Genomic DNA, 19452 nt, shown 5'->3' with positions numbered 1-19452 from the left:
CCGCCGGGCCGGGGCGCGTACCGGCGGTTGTCGTACCCCCGCGCCACAATGGAGCCATGAGCGTCATGGACCTGGACGAGCTGCGGCTCCTTCGGCGTGCCCGCGACCGTATGGACCGCGAGTACGCCCAGCCGCTCGACGTCCCGGCCCTGGCCCGGACCGCGCTGATGTCGACCGGCCACTTCAGCCGCCAGTTCCGCGCGGCGTACGGCGAGACCCCGTACTCCTACCTCATGACCCGCCGCATCGAGCGCGCCACCGCCCTCCTGCGGCGCGGCGACGTCAGCGTCACCGACGCCTGCTTCGCCGTCGGCTGCACCAGCCTCGGCTCCTTCTCCGCCCGCTTCACCCAGATCGTCGGCGAGACCCCCAGCGCCTACCGCGCCCGCGACCACAGCGACTTGGAGGTCGTCCCCGGCTGCCAGGTCATGCTGGTGACCCGCCCCCGCAAGACGGGCGGCGCCGCCGCGCGCTCGCCGCTGTGAGCCCGCGCCCGTCGCCTCCGATATCGGCCGCACAGCCCCTAGCATCGGCCGTATGACCGTTTCCATCAGTGCCGTGCACGTCTTCGTCGACGACCCCGACGCCGCCCTCGTCTTCTACCGGGACACCCTCGGTCTCACCGTGCGCAATGAGGTCGAGCACGACGGCTTCCGGTGGATCACGCTGACGACCAAGAGCCAGCCGGAGATCCAGATCGTGCTGTCGCAGCCGCACGCGGGGCGGTCGAAGGAGGACGGGGACACGCTGGCGGCGCTGCTGGCCAAGGGGGAACTGCGGCCGCTGCACTTCCGCAGCGACGACCTCGACGCGACGTTCGAGGCCGTCGCGGGGGCGGCGGGGGCCGAGGTGCTCCAGGAGCCCGCCAGCCAGCCGTGGGGGGTGCGGGACGGCGCCGTACGGGATCCGGCGGGCAACTTCTTCCGCATCGAGCAGGCGTAGCGCGCAGCGGCGCGCCCGCCAGACGAGACCTTGCGGACGCGGCCTAGGCCGGGGCCAGGGCCTCGGGGAGCGGCGCGGTGTGCAGCACCGCGAGGCCGGAGACGGCGCGGGTGAGGCAGACGTACAGGCGTCGCAGGCCGGTGCGGACGTCGGGCTCGGCGGCCACGATGTCCGCGGGCTCGTCGAGCACGACGTAGTCGTACTCCAGGCCCTTGGCCAGGGACGCGGGCACCAGCGTGACGCGGGCCTCGGCGGAGGTCTCCTCACCGGGCGAGACGTACTGGATTCCGGCGGCCTCAAGTGCCTTGGCCAGTACGGGAATCCGCGGGTCGGCGGCGATCAGGCCGACGGACCCCTCGTGCCGGAGCGCCGTGTCGCAGGCCGCGAGCACGGCCGCGTCCAGCGCGCCGGCGGCGACGGCCCGTACCGACATCGTGCCGGCCGCCTCACGGACGGACGTGGCGGGCGCGAGGCCCGGCGCGATCTGCGGCAGCAGCCGCGTGGCGTACGCGATCACCTCGCGCGGCACACGGAAACCGGCCGTCAACTCCTCGACGCGGGCGTCCGGTTTGCCGAGATGGCCCAGCGCCTCGGCCCACGAGCCGGTGGCCCAGGGCGTGGTGCCCTGCGCGAGGTCGCCGAGCACGGTCGCGGACCCGGTCGAGCAGCGCCGCCCCACCGCGCGGTACTGCATCGGCGACAGGTCCTGCGCCTCGTCCAGCACCACATGCCCGAGCGACGACGTCCGCTGCACGAGGTCGTACGCCTCGTCGATCAACACCGCGTCGGCGGCTGACCACTTGGCCGACGCGAGCCCCCGCGCGGGCTTCGCCCACAGGATCGTCCGCTGCTCCTCGGCGTCCAGCACCCCGTCCGCCGCCTCGGCCAGGAACTCCGGGTCCGACAGCAGCCGCAGCACCGTCTTGGCCGGATCGACCGCGGGCCAGCACGCCTTGACGGCCGCCTTCACGGCGGGAGTTCGCGCCACCGCGTCCTGCACGCGGTCGTCCGGCGCCTCGCCCGAGCGCTCCATCTGTACGAGGACGACGTGCGCGATCCGCTGCGGCAGCGCGTCGTGCGCGGCGCCGTACCGGATGTCGCGGGCCGCCAACTCCTTGACGATCTCCTCCAGTTCGTACGCCGGGACCCGCCAGCGCCGCGAGCCGCGCACCACCATCACCGGCTCGGTGGGCATCCGGATGCCGGACCGCACCGCCCGTCGCAGCACCTCCGCCATCCGCGCGTCGCCCTTGACCGTGGCCGCCGCCGCCGAGTCGGTGCCGCGCACCTCGACATGGGCCACCAGGTCGTCCACGGTGGCCTGCTTGACCTGCAACTCGCCCAGCGCGGGCAGCACTTGCTCGATGTACTGGAGGAAGGACCGGTTCGGCCCGATCACCAGCGTGCCGGTCCGCGCCAGCCGCTCGCGGTGCGCGTAGAGCAGATACGCGACCCGGTGCAGGCCGACGGCGGTCTTCCCGGTGCCGGGCGCGCCCTGCACGCAGACGCTCCCGGTGATGTCGGCGCGGACGATCTCGTCCTGCTCGGGCTGGATGGTGGCGACGATGTCGCGCATGGGGCCGACGCGGGGCCGTTCGATCTCGCTCTGGAGCAGTTTGCTCGACGTCCCCGGATCCGCCGCGCCCTCCGGCGGGTCGGTGAGGTACTCGTCCTCGTACGCGGTCAGGTCCCCGCCGGTGTAGCCGAACCTGCGGCGCAGCCGTACGTCCATCGGCTTGCGGCGCGACGCCTGGTAGAAGGGCTGCGAGACCGGCGCGCGCCAGTCGATCACCATCGGGTCGCCGTCCGCGTCGTGCACATGGCGGCGGCCGATGTAGAACTGCTCGCCGGTCGCGCCCTCGGCCAGTTCCGTGCCGGGCGCGTGCAGGTAGTCCAGGCGGCCGAAGAAGAGCGGGGTGTCGGCGAGGTCGGAGAGCGCCTTGATGCGGTCGTCGATCTCGGCGGCGAGGATCTTGGCGTTGACCCAGTTTCCCGTCACGTCCGTGATGTCGAGCGACTCCACGTCGTGCCGCATGGCGCGCAGCGCGGTACGGGACGAGGCGAGGTGGGAGCGTTCCCTGCCGAGCGGGTCGGGGGAGTGGTCGGTGCGGTCCTGCGGGCTGGGGCTGCTGCCCTGGGTCGGGACGTGCGAGGGCACGGCTTTGCCTCCGGCTGATACGAGTGCGTACGCGAGGGGTCGTCGGCGAGGCGACGAGCCGACCGGTTTCCGTCCGGCCGGCGGCACTCCCGTGGGGAGGCGGCAAGACCGGCGATCATACGCGTCCGCGCGGGGAGCCGCGAACGAATTTCACCCCCCGTTCGACCTGCGGTCGGACGGGGCGGGGACGCGGCGCGGGCGGGGCTCGGGCAGCGCGGCGGCGCGGGGGATCGGGGGCCCGGGGGCCCGGGGGAGCCGCAGGTCGTAGGGCCTCAGGGGTGACCCTGATACCCGGGTCAGGGTCCGGTGTCAGACCAGAGTCGGACACGGAGCGTGCGAGTTAAGCCCTGAGCCCGACGTAGGCCGTATGCCTGATTTCGTACGGTGGATTCATGACCACCACCACCGTTGCCCCAGGTCCCACCGTCCACGGCGGCACCGCTCTCGGTGCCCGCCCCGATCACCCCCGCCACCTGCTGGGAAGCACGCTGCGCGCGGTCCGTGTCTTCGCCGTCACGGCCGTCGAAGTGGTGCTGCTCGGCAACGAGGGCAAGCGCCACTGAGCGGCGGCCCCGCGCCGCGTTGACGATCACCGGCGGGCAGGTCCACTACTGTCGCCGCGGTGACCGCTCCCGCGCTCGGCCCGGCGCGCCCCGCCGACCGTCCCGCCGACCCTCGCCGTCCCCGTAGCGCCCGCTGTCCCGGCACCACCGCGCTGGCGCTCGCCGCGCTCGCGCTCTCCCTCGCCCTCTTCGCTGCCTGGTGGCTCCGCCGCCCGGTCCCGATGGCCGACCTTCAGGTCTACCGCGCCGAAGGCGCCGCCGTACTCGGCGGCCGGGACCTGTACGGATTCCGCGTCACTCGCTGGCGGCTGCCCGCCACGTATCCGCCCTTCGCGGCCCTGCTCTTCACCCCGGTCGCCCGGCTCCCGCTGTCGGCCGCCCGCGCGGCCTGCGTCGCCGCCAATCTGGCCCTGCTGGCCGCCCTCGTCCGCCTCTCCCTGCGGCTGGCCGCGGACACCGGGACCGCCGCCGCCGACGCCGTACGGTCCCGGCGGTACGCGGCGCCCGTCCTGCTCGGCACCGCGGGCGCGCTCTGGCTCGAACCCGTCTTCCAGACGGTGGTCTTCGGGCAGATCAACCTCGCCGTCGCCGTCCTCGTCCTGTGGGACCTCACCCGCCCCGAGGGCGCGCGGGGCAAGGGTTTCGCGCTGGGCCTCGCGGCGGGCGTCAAGATCACGCCCGCGCTGCTGGCCGTGCACCTCGCGCTCACCGGCCGCCGCCGGGAGGCGGCCCGCGCCGCCGCCGGATTCGCCGCGAGCGCGGCGCTCGGGCTCGCCGTCCTGCCCGGCGCCTCGCTGGACTTCTGGACCGCCCGGCTCTACGAGACCGACCGGGTCGGCGAGGTCTGGATCGTCGACAACCAGTCCCTCCAGGGTCTGCTCGCCCGTGTCCTGCACACCCCGGCCCCCGGCCTGCTCTGGGCCGCGTCCGCCCTGGTCACCGCCGCCGCGGGACTCGCCGTCGCCGCTCGCGCCCACCGCGGCGGCCGGCCCGCGCTCGGCCTGCTCTGCGCCGCCGTCACCGCGCTGCTGGTCTCGCCGGTGAGCTGGTCCCACCACTGGGTCTGGTGCGTGCCCCTCCTGGCGTTCCTGGCCACGCGCCTGTCCGCAGAGGGCCCAGGCCCAGGCAGCGGGCCCGGTCCCGGCCCCGGCTCCCGTACGGCACGGTCGCGCGGCCCGCGCGCCGCCGTCCTGCTCGGCCGCCGCGCCGTGCTCCTCGGGTGCGCCGCCGTCTTCTACGGCCGCAGCATGTGGCTCGTGCCGCACCAGGGCGACCGCGACCTGCGCTTCTCCTGGTGGGAACAGCCCCTCGCCGCCCCCTACCCCCTGCTCGGCCTCGCCCTGCTGGCCGGCACCGCCCTGAGTACCCGCCCACGCCGACCTGAGTACGACGCCGGATCCGGCCCGGCCGTCCGGTCCGTTGAATGGATGACATGACCAACAGCCGCCCGTACGTCCCGCAGGACCCGTACGGCCCGCCGCAGCCGCACGAGTGGCAGCACGGCGCGGGCACCCGTCCGCAGGTCCGGCAGAGCCCCGTCTACGGCCCCGCCCCCGTCATGCCTCCCTTCGTGCCCCGCTTCAGGCCGCCGGACCACGACAGCCACGCCTACGTCGCCCCGCTGATCGCCACCGTCCTCGGCGGCCCGGTCATCGCCTTCTGCGGCCTGATCGCGATGTTCTCCCCGATGGCGACGGACTCCTGCACGCCGAACGGCTGCCAGGCGCTGACCACCATGCTCCTGGTCGCCCCCGCCGTCCTCCTGCTCGCCGTCGTCGCGCTCGTCGTGTCCTGGGCCCTCCCCTGGCGCCTGCGCCACCGCACGACCCGCGCCGTCGCCTCCCTCGCCGCCCCGCTCCTCGCCGTCACCACCCTCCTGATCTACATCCACCTCCCCGCCGCCGGCTGAGCCCCGTCGTCATGACGCCGGGCCCGCACGGCAGCGGTCGCAGTCGCCTCCGCGGACTTCCGCCCGCCGCCTGGATCTACGGCGGCGGCCACCGGACTCCGCTTGCCGCCAAGCGGTTCCGATGCCGCGCGAGTCTGAGCCGCGCGATGCCGAGCCCGATCAGATACACGGCGAAGAAAGCCAGCCATACGCCCGCGCCGACGAGGACGTGACGCACGGTGTATCCGGGAAAGAAGAGGACGACCGCTATGACGACGAGCAGCACCAGGATGTTCTTCAGCACCCGTCGGCCGTAGCGAAGGCACGCGTCGACGACCATCCGCGAATGGATCAGGTGCACGTCACCCGCCGCCGACCTCGCGGGCCGCAGCCCGCGTCCCTCGACCATCCCCGGCAGTGGACCGCCCCCGGCCGGGTCGGGATACCGGGCCGCGGTCCGCGCGGCGAGATCCCCCGACTCCGGGCTCCGCCGGAAGGTCATCAGCGGCTGGTTCATCGAACGGCTGCCGGGCGCCGGGCCCGCGTACCGGTAGCCGAACTGCTCGGCCACATAGGCGTAGGCGGCGAGTTTCCTCAGGCCCGGAGAGGTGAGCCGCACCTCGTACTGGTCGCGTCCGGCGGCGACGGCGTCCCTCAGCGCGGTGAGCGCAGTCCCGTGTGGCATGAAGCGCTGCTCACCGCCCTCTCCCCGGTCGTCGGACGCCGTGCCCGCGTATACGGAGATCCCCTTCGTGGCCTTGGAGATCGGAAACGGCCAGGAGATCGGAAACGGTCTAGGCCGTCTCGCCTTCCAGGAGGCCGTCGGCGTCGATGATGCGATAGGCGTAGCCCTGTTCGGCGAGGAAGCGCTGGCGGTGGGCGGCGAAGTCCTGGTCGATGGTGTCGCGGGCGACGACGGAGTAGAAGCGGGCCTCGTGGCCGTCGGCCTTGGGGCGCAGGACGCGGCCGAGGCGCTGGGCCTCCTCCTGGCGGGAGCCGAAGGTGCCGGAGACCTGGATGGCGACGGTGGCCTCGGGGAGGTCGATGGAGAAGTTGGCGACCTTGGAGACGACCAGGACGGAGATCTCGCCGTTGCGGAAGGCGCCGAAGAGCTTCTCGCGCTGGGCGTTGGTGGTCTCGCCCTTGATGACGGGGGCGTTGAGGTGCTCGCCCAACTCGTCGAGCTGGTCGATGTACTGGCCGATGACGAGGGTCTGCTGCCCCTTGTGCTGGGCGACCAGGGCCTCGGTGACGCGCCGCTTGGTGGCGGTCGTGGCGCAGTAGCGGTACTTCTCCTCGGGCTCGGCGGTCGCGTAGGCGAGCCGCTCGGAGTCGGTGAGGTTGACGCGGACCTCGACGCAGTCGGCGGGCGCGATGTAGCCCTGCGCCTCGATCTCCTTCCAGGGCGCGTCGAACCGCTTCGGGCCGATGAGGGAGAAGACGTCGGACTCGCGGCCGTCCTCGCGCACCAGCGTCGCGGTCAGGCCGAGCCGCCGCCGGGCCTGGAGGTCGGCGGTGAACTTGAAGACCGGCGCGGGCAGCAGGTGCACCTCGTCGTAGAGGATCAGGCCCCAGTCGCGGGAGTCGAACAGCTCCAGGTGCGCGTAGACGCCCTTCCGCTTGGTCGTCAGCACCTGGTACGTGGCGATGGTGACCGGCCGGATCTCCTTGCGGGTGCCGCTGTACTCGCCGATCTCCTCCTCGGTCAGCGACGTCCGCTTGATCAGCTCGCTCTTCCACTGCCGCGCCGAGACGGTGTTCGTCACCAGGATCAGCGTGGTCGCCTTGGCCTCGGCCATCGCGCCCGCGCCGACCAGCGTCTTGCCCGCGCCGCAGGGCAGCACGACGACACCGGAGCCGCCGTGCCAGAAGTTCTCCACGGCCTGCCGCTGGTACGGCCGCAGCGCCCAGCCGGTCTCGTCCAGCTCGATCGGGTGCGCCTCGCCGTCCACGTAACCGGCGAAGTCCTCGGCGGGCCAGCCGAGCTTGAGCAGCACCTGCTTGATCTGGCCGCGCTCGGAGGGGTGCACCAGCACCGTGTCCGGGTCGATCCGGGCGCCCACCAGCGGCTGGATCTTCTTCGAGCGCAGGATCTCCTCGAGGACCGGGCGGTCGGTGCTGGTCAGCACCAGGCCGTGGGTGGGGTGCTTGCTCAGCCGCAGCCGCCCGTAGCGGTCCATCGTCTCGGCCACGTCGACCAGCAGCGCGTGCGGCACCGGATAGCGCGAGTACTCGACCAGCGCGTCCACCACCTGCTCGGCGTCGTGGCCCGCCGCCCGCGCGTTCCACAGGCCGAGCGGGGTCAGCCGGTAGGTGTGGATGTGCTCGGGGGCGCGCTCCAGCTCCGCGAAGGGCGCGATGGCGCGGCGGCAGGCGTCCGCCTGCTCGTGATCGACCTCCAGGAGGAGCGTTTTGTCGCTCTGCACGATGAGACAGGACACGCATTACCTCCGCTGACGGGACCGAACAGAGAATTGTACTGCGAATGGCGGTCAAGACCGCGTGTCGCGGTTCACCCCGATGGCGGCCAACCCTGCGCGCAACCGTTCGCCATCCGAGCGAAGCTGCGCCGATCGCGTACGTGGCGACCGGCGCGTCGCACCCGACCTGCTGTTATCTGCCCGCTATGGACAACCCACTGTCTCCTCCCCCCGCGCTTCCCCCCGCAGACCCGCGTGAGCGGGGGAAGCTGCGGGCCGTAGCGGCCTCCACAGCCGTCGTCGGCGCCGCGGTCATGGCCGCGGCCGGGCTGCTGCTCCCCGGTTCGGCGGCCGGCGCGGCCCCGAGCCCGGCGGACGGGCCCTCGTACAGCGATACGGGATGGTCGTCCGCCCCCGACACCGGGTGGCCGTCGCCCGGCGAGAGCACGTCGTGCCCGCCGACGACCCCGCCGTACTCGTCACCTCCCACGACGCCTCCCACGACGCCTCCGACCTCGCCTCCCACGTCCCCGCCCACCACGCCGCCGACGACGGGCTGGACGACGCCTCCGACGACCCCGCCGACCACGCCGCCCACCTCGCCTCCGACCACGCCCCCCACGACCCCGCCCACGACGGGCTGGACGACGCCGCCCACCTCGCCGCCCACCTCGCCTCCGACGACACCCCCCACGACGCCCCCCACCACTCCGCCCACGACGGGCTGGACGACGCCCCCGACCTCCCCGCCCACGTCACCTCCGACCTCGCCCCCCGGACACCTCCCGCACACCGGTGCGGAGACCGAGTGGCTGGCCGTCGCGGCGGCCGGAGCGCTGGGAGCGGGCGGGCTGCTCGTCGCGGCGACGCGCCGCAGGGGCCGCCACGGCTGAAGTCCCCTGCCGCCCAAGGAGATCGGCCGTCCGAGTCGTCGTGTGCGGACGGCGTACGGCGGCCGGTCGCGGGTATGCGCCGCCATGACGGTGCCTATGCGAGGGGGCAAGGGTTCATGGCGGTGAGGATGGCGCTGTTCCGCACGGCGCCGAAGGAACCGAAGGACGGGCCGAAGGCGAAGGCGCCGAAGGCCACGGCGGACCCGGCCCCCACGGCGAGGTCCGCGGCCAAGCCCGCACGCACCCCCGTACGCAAGGCCGCTCAGCCGCGTACCAGCGCCCAGGCCAGGACCCGTCAGAAGGCACCGGCGAAAGCACCCGCGAAGACGGCAGCGACGGCGCGGACGACGGCTCGGGACACGGCGCCCGCCCGGACCTGGCCCTGGACGAAGGCCGCGCCCCCGGCCGCCGAGGCCGGTCCGAAGGCGACCCCGCAGCCCGAGCCGAGGCCCACGCTGAAGTCCAGGTTCGGGCCGAAGCCCAAGGCCGCCCCCGTCGTCGAGCCCGAGCCGGTCGAGGAGCCGTACGTCCCCCTGCTGCAACGCCGTTCGTGGGGCGCGACGCTCGCCCGCGTGGTGGTGCTCGCGGCGGCGATCGTCGGGATGGTGGCCTTCGCGGTGGCGCTGGCGAAGGTCACGCTGGTGCCGTCACCGGCCTCCGTCTCGCTGATCCACTCCAATCTGCATCCGGGTCACTCGATCAGGGCCTACCTCAACGGGCCGAGCACGCGCGACGCGGTGAAGCAGATCGGCGGGAACATCCTGCTCGGCGTGCCCTTCGGAATCCTGCTGCCGATGCTGTTCCCGAAGGCGCGCGGCCTGCTCAGGGTGGGCGTGCTGACCGGTCTGGTGATGCTGACGGTGGAGACCACCCAGGGCGTCATCATCGTGGGCCGGTCCTTCGACATCGACGACGTCATCCTCAACACCGCGGGCGCCCTCATCGGCTACCTGCTGCTGGGCCTGCGCCTCGGCCGCGCCCTCTACCCGCGCCGCCACCACTGGTGGCAGCGCAGGCGCCCGGACAGCGGACCGCGCCAGGACGGGCGCCGCGACGTCCGGCGGGGCCTGCGGCAGGAAGGGACCGTGCGGCCGGAAGGGACCGTGCGGGCGCGCGTCAGGCCGGGTCGTCGGCCAGCTCCGAAACGCCCGTGACCCGGTGCAGCGCGAAGGTGCGCACCTCGTCCACGGTGTGGTCGTACGCCGTCACATAGCCGCCCTCGACCCGTACCGGCGCGATCACCCGCTGACTCGCCGCACCGTCCGCGTTGACGTAACCGATCCACAGCGACTCGCCGCTCAGCACCGCCGCCTGCATGGTGGCGAGCGTGTCGGCCGCTGGCGTACGGGGCAGGCCGCCGTCCGCGCTCCCGGCGGCGGTCGAGGACACCGCGGAGTCCGGCGAGCGGCGCACGGCGGTCGAGGCGCGGTCGCCCGCGCGGACCGCCTTCACCGCGGCCCCCAGCAGCGCCCCCGCGGGCACCGGCGGCCCGTCCGTGACGGGCGTGGGCGGCGTACGCGGCGGGGTGCGGCGGGCATCGGCGCGGGTGATCAGCACATCGCCGTCCGCGGACTCGGCGGCCGGCGCCAGACCCATCGCGCGCAATTTGTCGAGCAGCACGGCCGGTTCGGACTGGGCCGCGAGCACCGTCGGCGCCAGGCGGCGCAGCCCGAGGCCCGACGCGCGCCGGTCGGCGAGCAGTTCGGTCAGCAGCGCGTCGTCGTCGCAGCGCAGATACGCCGACGCGGCCCCCACCCGCAGCGTGCCGTGCCTGCGCGCCACGTCGTCGATCAGGTAACTCAGCGGCTGCGGCACCGGCGTGCGCGAGTGCGAGGTCAGGAAGTCCTGGAGCTCCGCCGCCGTGCGCCCGGCGTCCAGGGCGCGCCGTACCGACTCCGGTGTGAAGCGGTAGACCGTCGCGCCGCCCTTGGACTCGATGTCGGCCAGCACCCCGAGCGTCTCGGCGAGCGGCGCCATCAGCGGCCCCGGCGCGACCGCCGTCAGGTCGGCCTGGAGCAGTACGTGGTCCAGCGGCTCGGGCAGCAGCGGCGCGAGCAGCCCGGCCGCGGCACCGGCCGCCGCGGCGGACTCCGCCGCCGTGCGGGTCCCCGCGCCGCCCAGCAGCGGCCTGGCGTGCGCGGCGAGCGCCCCGCGCCCGGTCAGGCCCAGATTCTCGGCGTCCTGGAGCGTCCAGCGCAGCAGGTCGGCGCGGAGCGCGTCCGCGCCGGGCCGCAGCGGCCGTTCCCAGCGCAGCCGGGCCAGCAATTCGTCGGGGGCCGCCGCCGAGCCCGGCGGCAGATCGGCGAGGACGCGCAGCGCGCGGCGGCGCACCCGGGGCGCGAGCGACCGGTCGAGGTCGGGGCCGAGCGCCGACAGCGCGCGGCCCTTGGCGTCCTTGCTGCCGACCACGCCCGGCGTCCGCGTCGCCGTCAGCCAGGCGGCGGCCAGCGTCGCCCACCGCTCCTGCGCGGGCAGCAGCAGCCACTCGTCGGCCGCGGGCGTCGGCGCGTACGCCTCGTCCAGCTCCCCGTCCGTCGCGATCAGCCCGGCCGCGTAGGCCAGCTCCAGCCAGAAGGCGGCCTGCGCCTCGGTCAGGTCGAGCGCGGTCGCGGTCCGCTTGAGGTCGCGGACGCTGATGCCGCCCGCGCGCAGGACCGAAGGACCGCCGGTCTGCCACTCCTTCAGCAGCTCGCCGACCGTGCTGACGGCCGTGAACGCCTGCCCCGCCGCCGTCATGTCCACGGTCCGCTCGGTACGCGGCACCGGCGCGACGGCGGGCGGCAGCGGCTCCGGGGTACGGTGCGCCCGGCCGCCGCGCAGGCTCAGCGCGGCCTCGCGCGGCAGCAGCACATTGTGCTGGCCCGCGGGCAGCAGCAGGCCGCGGGCGAGCAGCCACTGCACGGGCGTCACCGCGTCCGCGGCCCGCACCGGCACGGTCGCGTCCCGTACCTCGCCGTACGGCGGCCCCCACACCAGCCGGTCGAGCACCTTGCGCGCGTCCCCGTCCGGCGCGGTGTCCAGCAGCGCCGCCGTGCGGTCGCGGTCCGCGAAGAGTCCGGCCAGCGCGGTGACCGCGCTCATCGGGTCGTGCGTCGGATCGAGCCCGGCGTCCGCCAGGATCTCCTGGAGCCGGGAGGGCGACATGCCCGAGGTCGCCTCGCTCACCGAGGGCCCGAGGCCGGTCGCGGACGGCACGGTGGCGGCGGGCGCCAGCACGTCCCGCGCGGTGCGCACCAGCCGCAGCCGGTCGTCGGGGCCCCACAGCAGCGCCCGCGCCCGCAGGACGTCCACGGCGCGCGGCAGCGCGGCGGTCACCGCGGCCACCAGCTCCGCGTCCAGCGGCTCCGCGTGGCCGGTGCCCTCGGGGCCGCCCGTCATCAGCGTGAGCAGCGTCCCGTACGAGCACGGGTCCCGCGTCACCGACAGGGCCTCGGCGACCTGCTGCGTGAAGCGGTCCAGGTGCTCCAGCGCGCGGACCACCGACGTACGGGTGGAGGCGCGGGTCGCGAGCTGCGTCAGGTCGTTCGGTACGGGGCTCAGCAGGTCCGGCCGGGCGCGCAGCAGCCGCCCCAGCGCCTCGTCGTCACGTGCGCGCAGGTCCTCCGCGAGCGTGCGCGGGACAGATCCTTGCCCTCCGGTCGTCATCCGTTCCACATTAGCCCCCCTCGTCGCGGCGGCCATGGACGGCGGCCGCGGATGAGGACAGCGGTGACGGCGGGCGGGTACGGTCGGTGCAGGGTCGGACACGGGCGCGGACAAAGGGGCTTGGCGGTGGGTGTCGAGAGCGACCAGATGGTGTTCGACTACCTCAGCCGGATCGGCGACCTCGCGCAGACCGCGCTGCCCGCCTCCCAGCGCATGCGGCTGGTCGCGCAGCTCCGCACCGACATCGACCGGGAGCGCAAGGACAGCGACAACCCGGCGACCGTCCGCCGCATCCTGGGCCGGATCGGCAGCCCGGACGCCGTCGTGGAGGCTGCGGCAGGCGGCTCCGGCGACGCCTCGTCCGGCGCCGCCGCCCCCGAGGCCCCGGCACCGCCCTCGTCCCCGTCCGCGCCCGCCGGGGGCCCCTACGGCCCGTACGGCGTGCCGTCGATGCGGAAGACGGCGGGCAGGGACGGTACGGAGAAGGCCGACGGCGGCAAGGGCGGCGGCGGCAGGGGCGGCGGCGGGGGCGCGGGAAAGAAGGACGACTGGTGGGACCGGGACGAGCGCCGCGACGGTCACCTCAGGGCCGGTGACGAACTCACGGGCCTGCCCGGTATGACCGGCGGCGTCTTCATCCCCTTCGACGACGAGGATCTGGACGACGACGGTGACACCCGGGCCAGGGTCAGGCCCGGGGCGCCGCGTGCGCCGGTCGAGGAAGAGGCCGAGGAGGAGGCCGCGTACGAGGAGGAGGTCGCCGCCCGTCCGCGCCGCCGCTGGCTGCCGCGCCGCCGCGCCGCCCGTACCGTCACCTGGGGCAGCCCGCTGCTCCTGCTCGCCGCCGCCCTTCTCGTCGCGGGCGCCGTCATCGGCTCCTGGATTCCCCTCGGCCTCGGCTGGCTCGCCGGTTATCTCTCCCGCCAACTCACCCGACGCCAGGCCAAATTCGGCATCCTCGGGATTCCCGGGGCCGCCGCCCTCGGGCTCGTCGTCTGGGTCTGGGGGCGCGACACCGGCAAGTGGGGCGATCCCATCGCCCAGGGGCAGATGGGCCACGCCTTCCAGGACGCCTATCCCTTCGCGGTCCGCGTCGCCGCCGTTGGCTCCGCCCTCTACCTGATCCTCCGCGCCCGCCGCCGCGCCTAGGGCTCCGCCCCGGTACGCCCCCCTCGCGAAGGCGGGTCCTCCCCGGGGCGCGGCCCCGATCGCCCCCTTTGCGCCGGGCGGCGGCCCGATCTTTTAGGGGCGCGGCCCCAGGCGGCCCCTTTGCGCTGGGCGGCGGGCCGATCTTTTAGGGGCGCGGCCCCAGGCGGCCCCTTTGCGCTGGGCGGCGGGCCGATCTTTTAGGGGCGCGGGGAACTGCGCGCTCAGCCACGATGCTCCCGCAGGTCACCACCGGCCCCAGAGGGGCAATTCGATGGAGTCCCGACCACCGGCCGGTGGGGGCTGGTCGCGCAGTTCCCCGCGCCCCCTGCGGGGGCGAAAATCGGGTTGACCCGGCAGGGGAGAATGGAGGGCGTGACCAGCGACCTCAGCCCCGTACCGCCCCGGCCCACCCTCACGGTGGGCTTCGACCTCGACATGACCCTCATCGACTCCCGCCCGGGGATCAAGGCCGTGTACGACCGGCTCTCGGCGGAAACCGGCGTGTGGATCGACTCGGAGCTGGCGGTCACGCGGCTGGGCCCGCCGCTGGACGACGAGCTGGCGAACTGGTTCCCCGCGGAGCGCGTGGCCGAGATCGGCGATCTGTACCGGGCGCTGTATCCGGACCACGCCATCGCGCCGACGCCCGCGATGCGCGGTGCGGCGGAGGCGGTCGCGGCGGTGCGGGCGGGCGGCGGGCGGCCCGTGGTGGTGACGGCGAAGTACGGGCCCAACGCGGAACTGCACCTGGCGCACGTCGGGATCGAGGCCGAGGTGCGCGGCTGGCTGTGGGCGGAGCAGAAGGCGCAGGCGCTGATCGAGTACGGCGCGAGCGTGTACGTCGGCGACCACGTCGGGGACGTGCGCGGCGCGCGGAAGGCGGGCGCGCTGTCGGTGGCGGTGGCCACGGGCCCGTGCGACGCGGCGGAGCTGCGGGCGGCCGGAGCCGATGTCGTCCTGGACGATCTCACCGAATTTCCGGCCTGGTTCGCGGCCCACACGTCCGCGGCTGCCTGAGCGCACCGGGGACGGCGCAAGCCGCCGCCGGCTTCGGCGGGAGAGCCCGGCGGCCGGTTCAGGAACCGGCCGCGCCCCGCTCCCGTGAGGTCTGCCGCTGCGCGAGGGCGGACCGCAGCAGCCCGCACAGCGCCACCGCCATACCCACGCCCATCAGCATGGACACGAAATACGCGGGCGTCGGCAGCGTATGCGTGCCCAGCAACAGCGGCGCGACGGTGACGAGAGTGCCGACCGCGCCCACGAGGAAGACGATCGCGCCGACACGGACCAGGAGGTCACCGGCGCCCATGGTTTGTTTGCTCACCGGACAAGGGTAGATCCGTTCAGGGGGCGGTCGAACGGCCGGGGAACGGGACCTTGGCGTCTTGTCACACAGCACCAGGCCATTAGCCTTGGTGCCAGCGGGTCTCCGATGGACCCGCTGAAGTCTTATTCAGAGTCGTTTCGAGCAATGAGGACGAGGTCGGACGTGCCTACCGGCAAAGTCAAGTGGTTCAACAGCGAGAAGGGCTTCGGCTTTCTCTCCCGCGATGACGGCGGCGACGTCTTCGTGCACTCGTCGGTGCTGCCTGACGGAGTCGCTGCGCTCAAGCCCGGCCAGCGCGTGGAATTCGGCGTCGTCGCAGGACAGCGCGGTGATCAGGCGCTTTCGGTGACACTTCTGGATCCCGCTCCCTCGGTGGCGGCGGCACAGCGCCGTAAACCCGATGAGCTGCTGCCGATCGTCCAGGACCTCACCACGCTGCTCGAAGACGTCGCGCGTTCCCTCCAGCGCGGCCGGTATCCCGACAAGGCGCACGGACACAAGATCGCTTCCGTACTGCGCGTTGTCGCCGATCAGCTCGACGTATGAGTCCGCTATGACGTAGGGAAGTCGACCGTTTTTAGCGCCGCTTTGCCGGAAGCCCGCCTTCCGGTAAAGCGGCGAAGTGCCGAAGTACGCAAGTGCCGAAGTGCGCAAGTGCGCAAGTGCGCAACGGGCACGGTGAATTCCGGCCACCCGACGAAAATCTCGGTCAGAATGCGAGCGCGTCGGGGGCGAGCGGCGGCACCAGTCCCTCGGCGGCGGCCCGCGTCAACAGTCCGCGTACGGCGGCGTATCCGTCCTCGCCGAGATCGGCGGTGAACTCGTTGACGTACAGCCCGATGTGCTGGTCCGCGACCGCCGGGTCCATCTCCTGCGAGTTCTCCAGCACGTAGTCGCGCGACGGCTCCGGGTCGTCCCACGCCATCCGCACCGACGTACGGGCCGACTCGGCGAGCGCGTGCAGCCGCTCCTTGCCGAGCGAGCGCTTGGCGATGATCGCGCCCAGCGGGATCGGCAGCCCGGTCGTCGCCTCCCAGTGCTCACCCATGTCCGCGAGCTTGTGCAGGCCGTAGTTCCGGTACGTGAAGCGCGCCTCGTGGATCACCAGACCGGCGTCCACCCGGCCGTCCCGTACCGCGGGCATGATCTCGTGGAACGGCAGCACCACGATCGCCCCGACCCCGCCCGGCACCTCGGTCGCCGCCCAGAGCCGGAACAGCAGATACGCCGTCGACCGCTCGCTGGGCACCGCGACCGTCTTGCCCGCCAGGTCCGCGCCCGGCTCCCGGGTCAGCACCAGCGGCCCGCAGCCGCGCCCCAGCGCCCCGCCGCACGGCAGCAGCGCGTACTCGTCCAGCACCCACGGCAGCACCGCGTACGACACCTTCAGCACGTCGAACTCGCCGCGCTCGGCCATCCCGTTGGTGATGTCGATGTCCGCGAAGGTCACGTCGAGCGGCGGCGCCTGCGGCACCAGGCCGTGCGCCCACGCGTGGAAGACGAAGGTGTCGTTGGGACAGGGGGAGTACGCGATCCGCAGCGCGGCGTCGTGCGGCGCCCCGGCCGGGCCCGTGTTCGCGGTGTCAGTCGTCATGTGTGGCTTCAACCTCCAAGGCGGCCGGGAGCTTCCCGAACGCCACCGTCAGGGCCGCCAGCGCGTCGCCGATCCGCCACGCCTCGCGGTCACGGGGGCCGACGGCGTTCGACACCGCGCGGATCTCCAGCATCGGCACGTCGCGCGCCGCGGCGGCCTCCGCCACCCCGAAGCCCTCCATTGCCTCCGCGACGGCGCCCGGGTGACGGCCGCTCAGCTCCGCGGCCCGCTCCCCGCTGCCGGTGACCGTGCTCACGGTCAGCAGCGGGCCGTACGCCGCGCCCAGCGCCCGCGCCACGCCCCGGCTCAGCCGCGCGGGCGGCCGGTGCTCAGAGGTGCCGAAACCCAGCTCCACGACCGGTACGAAGCCCTCGTCGGTCTGCGCGCCCAGGTCCGCCGCCACGACCGTCTCCGCGACCGTCACATGGCCCACGGGCGCGACCGGCGCGAAACCGCCCGCGATCCCGGCGCAGACCACCAGGCCGTACGGAGCGCCCGCCGCCTCGGCCAGCGCCAGCGCGGTGGCGGTGCCCGCCGCCGCTGCCGCCGGACCCACGCCGGCGGCGATCACGTCCGCCGTCACGGCGGTGGGCGGTGGCGCCGCGCTCAGCCCGGCCTCGACGGCCGCGCGTTCGGCGTCCACCGCGGTCACGACGAGGAGCCTGCCGTAAGGCGCGGGCGCGGGACCGGGTTCCGGGCCGGGCGCGGGACCGGCGGCGCGGTCGGGTGTCACTTGCCGCGGACGAGCTTGATCTTCCAGATGCCGTACGTCTTGCGGCCCGTCAGGTCGCCGGACTCCACGATGTTCAAGGTGACTTCCTTGACCTGCGTGGACTGGCCGGTCTGCTGGTCCTGCACGGTGAACAGGGTGCCGCTGTCGAGCGTCCAGTACGTCTGGTTCTTGAGCAGTTCCTGCGTGACGAGCTGGGTGCCGTTGGCGAGCAGCCAGCCCTTCTTCGCCAGCTTCGGGTCGACGCCGATGCGTACCTGGTCGCCCAGGCCGACCGTGAGGTGGTGCTTGGGGGCGGCCGTCAGACACGCCTCGAAGATCGCCTGGGGGAGCAGCTTGCCGTGGGCGTAGCACTTGTCCACGGCTTCCGCGGTCACGGACCGGGTGCCCACGGTCACGGTTGCCAGGGGGGTCGGCTTGTCGCAGGCGGTCAGGGCGACGAGCCCGAGGGAGACGGCACCGATGGTGGTGGCAGCGCGGCGAATGCTCATGGCAGGAGGCTACCGGGCTGTTGCCCCCAGGCTGCGCGGGGGTGGGACGTGTCCCGCGACGGCCCGGCGATCACCGCCGCCGTACACCCGTGCCGGTTACGGCCGGACCCCCGCCGCGTACGCCAGGGCCCGTACCGCGTACGGCCGGTGTCCTTACGCCACCCGTGCCGACGCCGTGTTGCCGCCGCGCCGCGCCGAGCCGAACAGGCCGCGTACCGACACCACGAACGCCACCAGCACCAGACAGGCCGCGACCGACATGCCGAGCTGGCCGTTGAGCGGGAGCACTATGCCCAGGCCGCCGCCGACCACCCAGGAGAGCTGGAGGGCGGTCTCGGAGCGGGCGAAGGCGGAGGTGCGCACCAACTCCGGCACGTCGCGCTGGATCAGCGCGTCCAGGGACAGCTTCGCCAGGGCCTGCGAGATGCCCGCGACGGCCGCCGCGGCGGCGACGGTGACCAGGCCGTACCAGGTGGCCGCGGCGATCGTCGCCGTCAGCGAGCAGATCAGGACGCTGCCGATGATGATCTCGGGGCCGCGCGCCTTCAGCCACGCGCCGAGCGCCGTGCCCAGCGCGTTGCCCGCGCCGGCGGAGACGACCACGACGCCCAGGGAGGTCGCCGCGGTGAGGCCGCCCAGCGGATGCTCGCGCAGCATGAACGCCAGGAACATCGTCAGGAAGCCGGACAGCGAGCGCAGCCCCGCGTTGCCCTGGAGGGCGTGCAGCACCGAGGAGCCGACGCCCAGCAGGCTCGGGCGCTTGCCCGGAATCCCCGACGGCTCCGGCGGCGCCTCCTCGTCGGCCGACAGCCGGACCTTGCCCTCGCCGCGCGAGGAGTCGACCTTCGAGGGCAGCGACATCGACAGCAGCGCGCCGACGATGAAGATCACGAAGGCGCCGTAGAGCGGCCACTGCGGGCCGAAGGCGTGCAGCCCCGCGCCGACCGGCGCGGCGATGGCCGTCGCGAGCAGACCCGCCAGCGTCACCCGTGAATTGGCCTTCACGAGTGTCGTTCTGTCCGGCAGAAGCCGTGGCACCACCGCGCTTCGCACCACGCCGTACGCCTTCGACGCCACCAGGACGCCCAGCGCCATCGGATACAGGCCGAGGCCCGCGGTGCTGATCACCCCGGCCATCGTCCAGGCCAGCACGCCGCGCGCCATCATCGCCATCGCTATGGCCGCCCGGCGGCCGTGCTGGAGCCGGTCGAGCAGCGGACCGATCACCGGGGCCAGGAGCGCGAACGGCGCCATCGTCACGAGCAGATAGAGCGCGACCCGGCCGCGGGCCTGTCCGGTCGGGACCGAGAAGAACACCGAACTCGCGAGCGCGATCGTGATCAACATGTCGCCCGCCGAGTTCACGGCGTGCAGTTCGATCAGCTTCGCCAGCCCCGACTCGCCCGCGCCGCCCGCGTGTGTCGTACGCCTGATACGACGGCGCAAGGCACCGCCGGACCGCCCCACGCCGTTAGCGAGGGCGCGTCCGGCCCTGCGCACGGGCCCTGGGCCCGCAGTCACCGTTCGTGCCACGACAGCAATCCTGCCCCAATCGGAAGACCACGCACCCCCTCCTTTGCGCACGTGGTGCGCACAGGTAGCGTGCGATCGCGCAGAATGGGTGACAACAGGTGCGCCCGAAGACGCTCGGG

19 protein-coding genes are annotated in these 19452 nt (G+C 73.8%); 10 read left to right on the top strand and 9 right to left on the bottom strand.

The annotated features are described in order from the left end of the window. Positions 1-65 precede the first annotated feature (65 nt). Together ACFY9V_RS22010 and ACFY9V_RS22005 are read left to right on the top strand one after the other, a co-directional pair. The gene (locus ACFY9V_RS22010; RefSeq protein WP_391043567.1) at positions 66-485 is read left to right on the top strand and encodes a helix-turn-helix domain-containing protein; all 420 of its coding nucleotides are present in this window, start codon (positions 66-68) and stop codon (positions 483-485) included. 52 nt (positions 486-537) lie between these two features. Continuing rightward, the gene (locus tag ACFY9V_RS22005; protein WP_188285367.1) at positions 538-942 is read left to right on the top strand and encodes a VOC family protein; all 405 of its coding nucleotides are present in this window, start codon (positions 538-540) and stop codon (positions 940-942) included. A gap of 43 nt (positions 943-985) precedes the next feature. Here the strand turns inward: ACFY9V_RS22005 and ACFY9V_RS22000 are convergent, their stop codons facing one another. Further along, entirely contained in the window at positions 986-3100 is a 2115-nt protein-coding gene (locus ACFY9V_RS22000) for a HelD family protein (protein WP_391162494.1), read from the bottom strand. A gap of 392 nt (positions 3101-3492) precedes the next feature. Here ACFY9V_RS22000 and ACFY9V_RS21995 point away from each other — a divergent pair, with 392 nt between their 5' ends. From ACFY9V_RS21995 to ACFY9V_RS21985, 3 genes are read left to right on the top strand one after another with little or no spacing between them, the layout of a single operon-like run. Further along, a complete protein-coding gene (locus ACFY9V_RS21995) occupies positions 3493-3663 on the top strand; it encodes a hypothetical protein (RefSeq protein ID WP_391162493.1) in 171 nt (56 codons plus the stop codon). A 59-nt stretch (positions 3664-3722) separates the two neighbouring features. Then, positions 3723-5099: a glycosyltransferase 87 family protein gene (locus ACFY9V_RS21990; RefSeq protein WP_391162492.1), complete on the top strand. Its 1377-nt coding sequence runs from the start codon at positions 3723-3725 to the stop codon at positions 5097-5099. Continuing rightward, positions 5096-5572, top strand: a complete 477-nt coding sequence (locus ACFY9V_RS21985) for a hypothetical protein (RefSeq protein WP_391162490.1) — start codon at positions 5096-5098, stop codon at positions 5570-5572. Before ACFY9V_RS21990 ends, ACFY9V_RS21985 begins: the two co-directional genes overlap by 4 nt. 76 nt (positions 5573-5648) lie before the next feature. Here ACFY9V_RS21985 and ACFY9V_RS21980 read toward each other — a convergent pair whose 3' ends face one another. Together ACFY9V_RS21980 and ACFY9V_RS21975 are read right to left on the bottom strand one after the other, a co-directional pair. Further along, complete coding sequence (locus tag ACFY9V_RS21980) at positions 5649-6236, bottom strand: hypothetical protein (RefSeq protein WP_391162489.1); 588 nt, start codon at positions 6234-6236, stop codon at positions 5649-5651. Between the two features lie 109 nt (positions 6237-6345). Continuing rightward, the gene (locus ACFY9V_RS21975) at positions 6346-7992 is read right to left on the bottom strand and encodes a DNA repair helicase XPB (protein WP_355337392.1); all 1647 of its coding nucleotides are present in this window, start codon (positions 7990-7992) and stop codon (positions 6346-6348) included. A gap of 44 nt (positions 7993-8036) precedes the next feature. Here ACFY9V_RS21975 and ACFY9V_RS21970 point away from each other — a divergent pair, with 44 nt between their 5' ends. Both ACFY9V_RS21970 and ACFY9V_RS21965 read left to right on the top strand, forming a co-directional pair. After that, on the top strand, positions 8037-8864 hold the full coding sequence (locus tag ACFY9V_RS21970; RefSeq protein WP_391162488.1) for an LPXTG cell wall anchor domain-containing protein: 828 nt from the start codon (positions 8037-8039) through the stop codon (positions 8862-8864). Between the two features lie 74 nt (positions 8865-8938). Continuing rightward, the gene (locus ACFY9V_RS21965) at positions 8939-10018 is read left to right on the top strand and encodes a VanZ family protein (RefSeq protein WP_391162487.1); all 1080 of its coding nucleotides are present in this window, start codon (positions 8939-8941) and stop codon (positions 10016-10018) included. Here the strand turns inward: ACFY9V_RS21965 and ACFY9V_RS21960 are convergent. Continuing rightward, positions 9981-12509, bottom strand: a complete 2529-nt coding sequence (locus ACFY9V_RS21960) for a helicase-associated domain-containing protein (RefSeq protein WP_391162485.1) — start codon at positions 12507-12509, stop codon at positions 9981-9983. The genes ACFY9V_RS21965 and ACFY9V_RS21960 overlap by 38 nt on opposite strands. A gap of 126 nt (positions 12510-12635) precedes the next feature. On the opposite strand from ACFY9V_RS21960, the gene ACFY9V_RS21955 reads away from it, so the two are divergent. After that, on the top strand, positions 12636-13658 hold the full coding sequence (locus ACFY9V_RS21955) for a hypothetical protein (RefSeq protein WP_391162484.1): 1023 nt from the start codon (positions 12636-12638) through the stop codon (positions 13656-13658). Positions 13659-14021: 363 nt separating this feature from the next. Continuing rightward, entirely contained in the window at positions 14022-14675 is a 654-nt protein-coding gene (locus tag ACFY9V_RS21950) for a haloacid dehalogenase-like hydrolase (protein ID WP_391043085.1), read from the top strand. 58 nt (positions 14676-14733) lie between these two features. Here the strand turns inward: ACFY9V_RS21950 and ACFY9V_RS21945 are convergent, their stop codons facing one another. After that, entirely contained in the window at positions 14734-14982 is a 249-nt protein-coding gene (locus tag ACFY9V_RS21945; RefSeq protein ID WP_355337403.1) for a hypothetical protein, read from the bottom strand. Positions 14983-15147: 165 nt separating this feature from the next. On the opposite strand from ACFY9V_RS21945, the gene ACFY9V_RS21940 reads away from it, so the two are divergent. Continuing rightward, positions 15148-15531 carry a cold-shock protein gene (locus ACFY9V_RS21940; protein ID WP_033173507.1) on the top strand — a complete coding sequence of 128 codons (384 nt, stop codon included), beginning with the start codon at positions 15148-15150 and terminating at the stop codon, positions 15529-15531. A gap of 163 nt (positions 15532-15694) precedes the next feature. On the opposite strand, the gene ACFY9V_RS21935 is transcribed toward ACFY9V_RS21940, so the two are convergent. The 4 genes from ACFY9V_RS21935 to ACFY9V_RS21920 form a co-directional block, all read right to left on the bottom strand. Then, positions 15695-16579, bottom strand: a complete 885-nt coding sequence (locus ACFY9V_RS21935) for a 1,4-dihydroxy-6-naphthoate synthase (RefSeq protein WP_355337408.1) — start codon at positions 16577-16579, stop codon at positions 15695-15697. Next, positions 16569-17231 carry a futalosine hydrolase gene (locus ACFY9V_RS21930; protein ID WP_391162483.1) on the bottom strand — a complete coding sequence of 221 codons (663 nt, stop codon included), beginning with the start codon at positions 17229-17231 and terminating at the stop codon, positions 16569-16571. The genes ACFY9V_RS21935 and ACFY9V_RS21930 overlap by 11 nt, the downstream gene beginning before the upstream one ends. Before the next feature lie 77 nt (positions 17232-17308). Continuing rightward, positions 17309-17800 (bottom strand): hypothetical protein, encoded by a 492-nt coding sequence (locus ACFY9V_RS21925; RefSeq protein ID WP_355337414.1) that lies wholly within the window; start codon positions 17798-17800, stop codon positions 17309-17311. A 153-nt stretch (positions 17801-17953) separates the two neighbouring features. Then, positions 17954-19333, bottom strand: coding sequence for an MFS transporter (locus ACFY9V_RS21920; protein WP_391043088.1), 1380 nt, complete (start codon positions 19331-19333; stop codon positions 17954-17956). Between the last annotated feature and the right edge of the window lie 119 nt (positions 19334-19452).

Source organism: Streptomyces sp. NPDC008317 (assembly GCF_042955955.1).
Lineage (GTDB): Bacteria > Actinomycetota > Actinomycetes > Streptomycetales > Streptomycetaceae > Actinacidiphila.
This window is presented reverse-complemented; position numbering and strand designations above follow the sequence as displayed.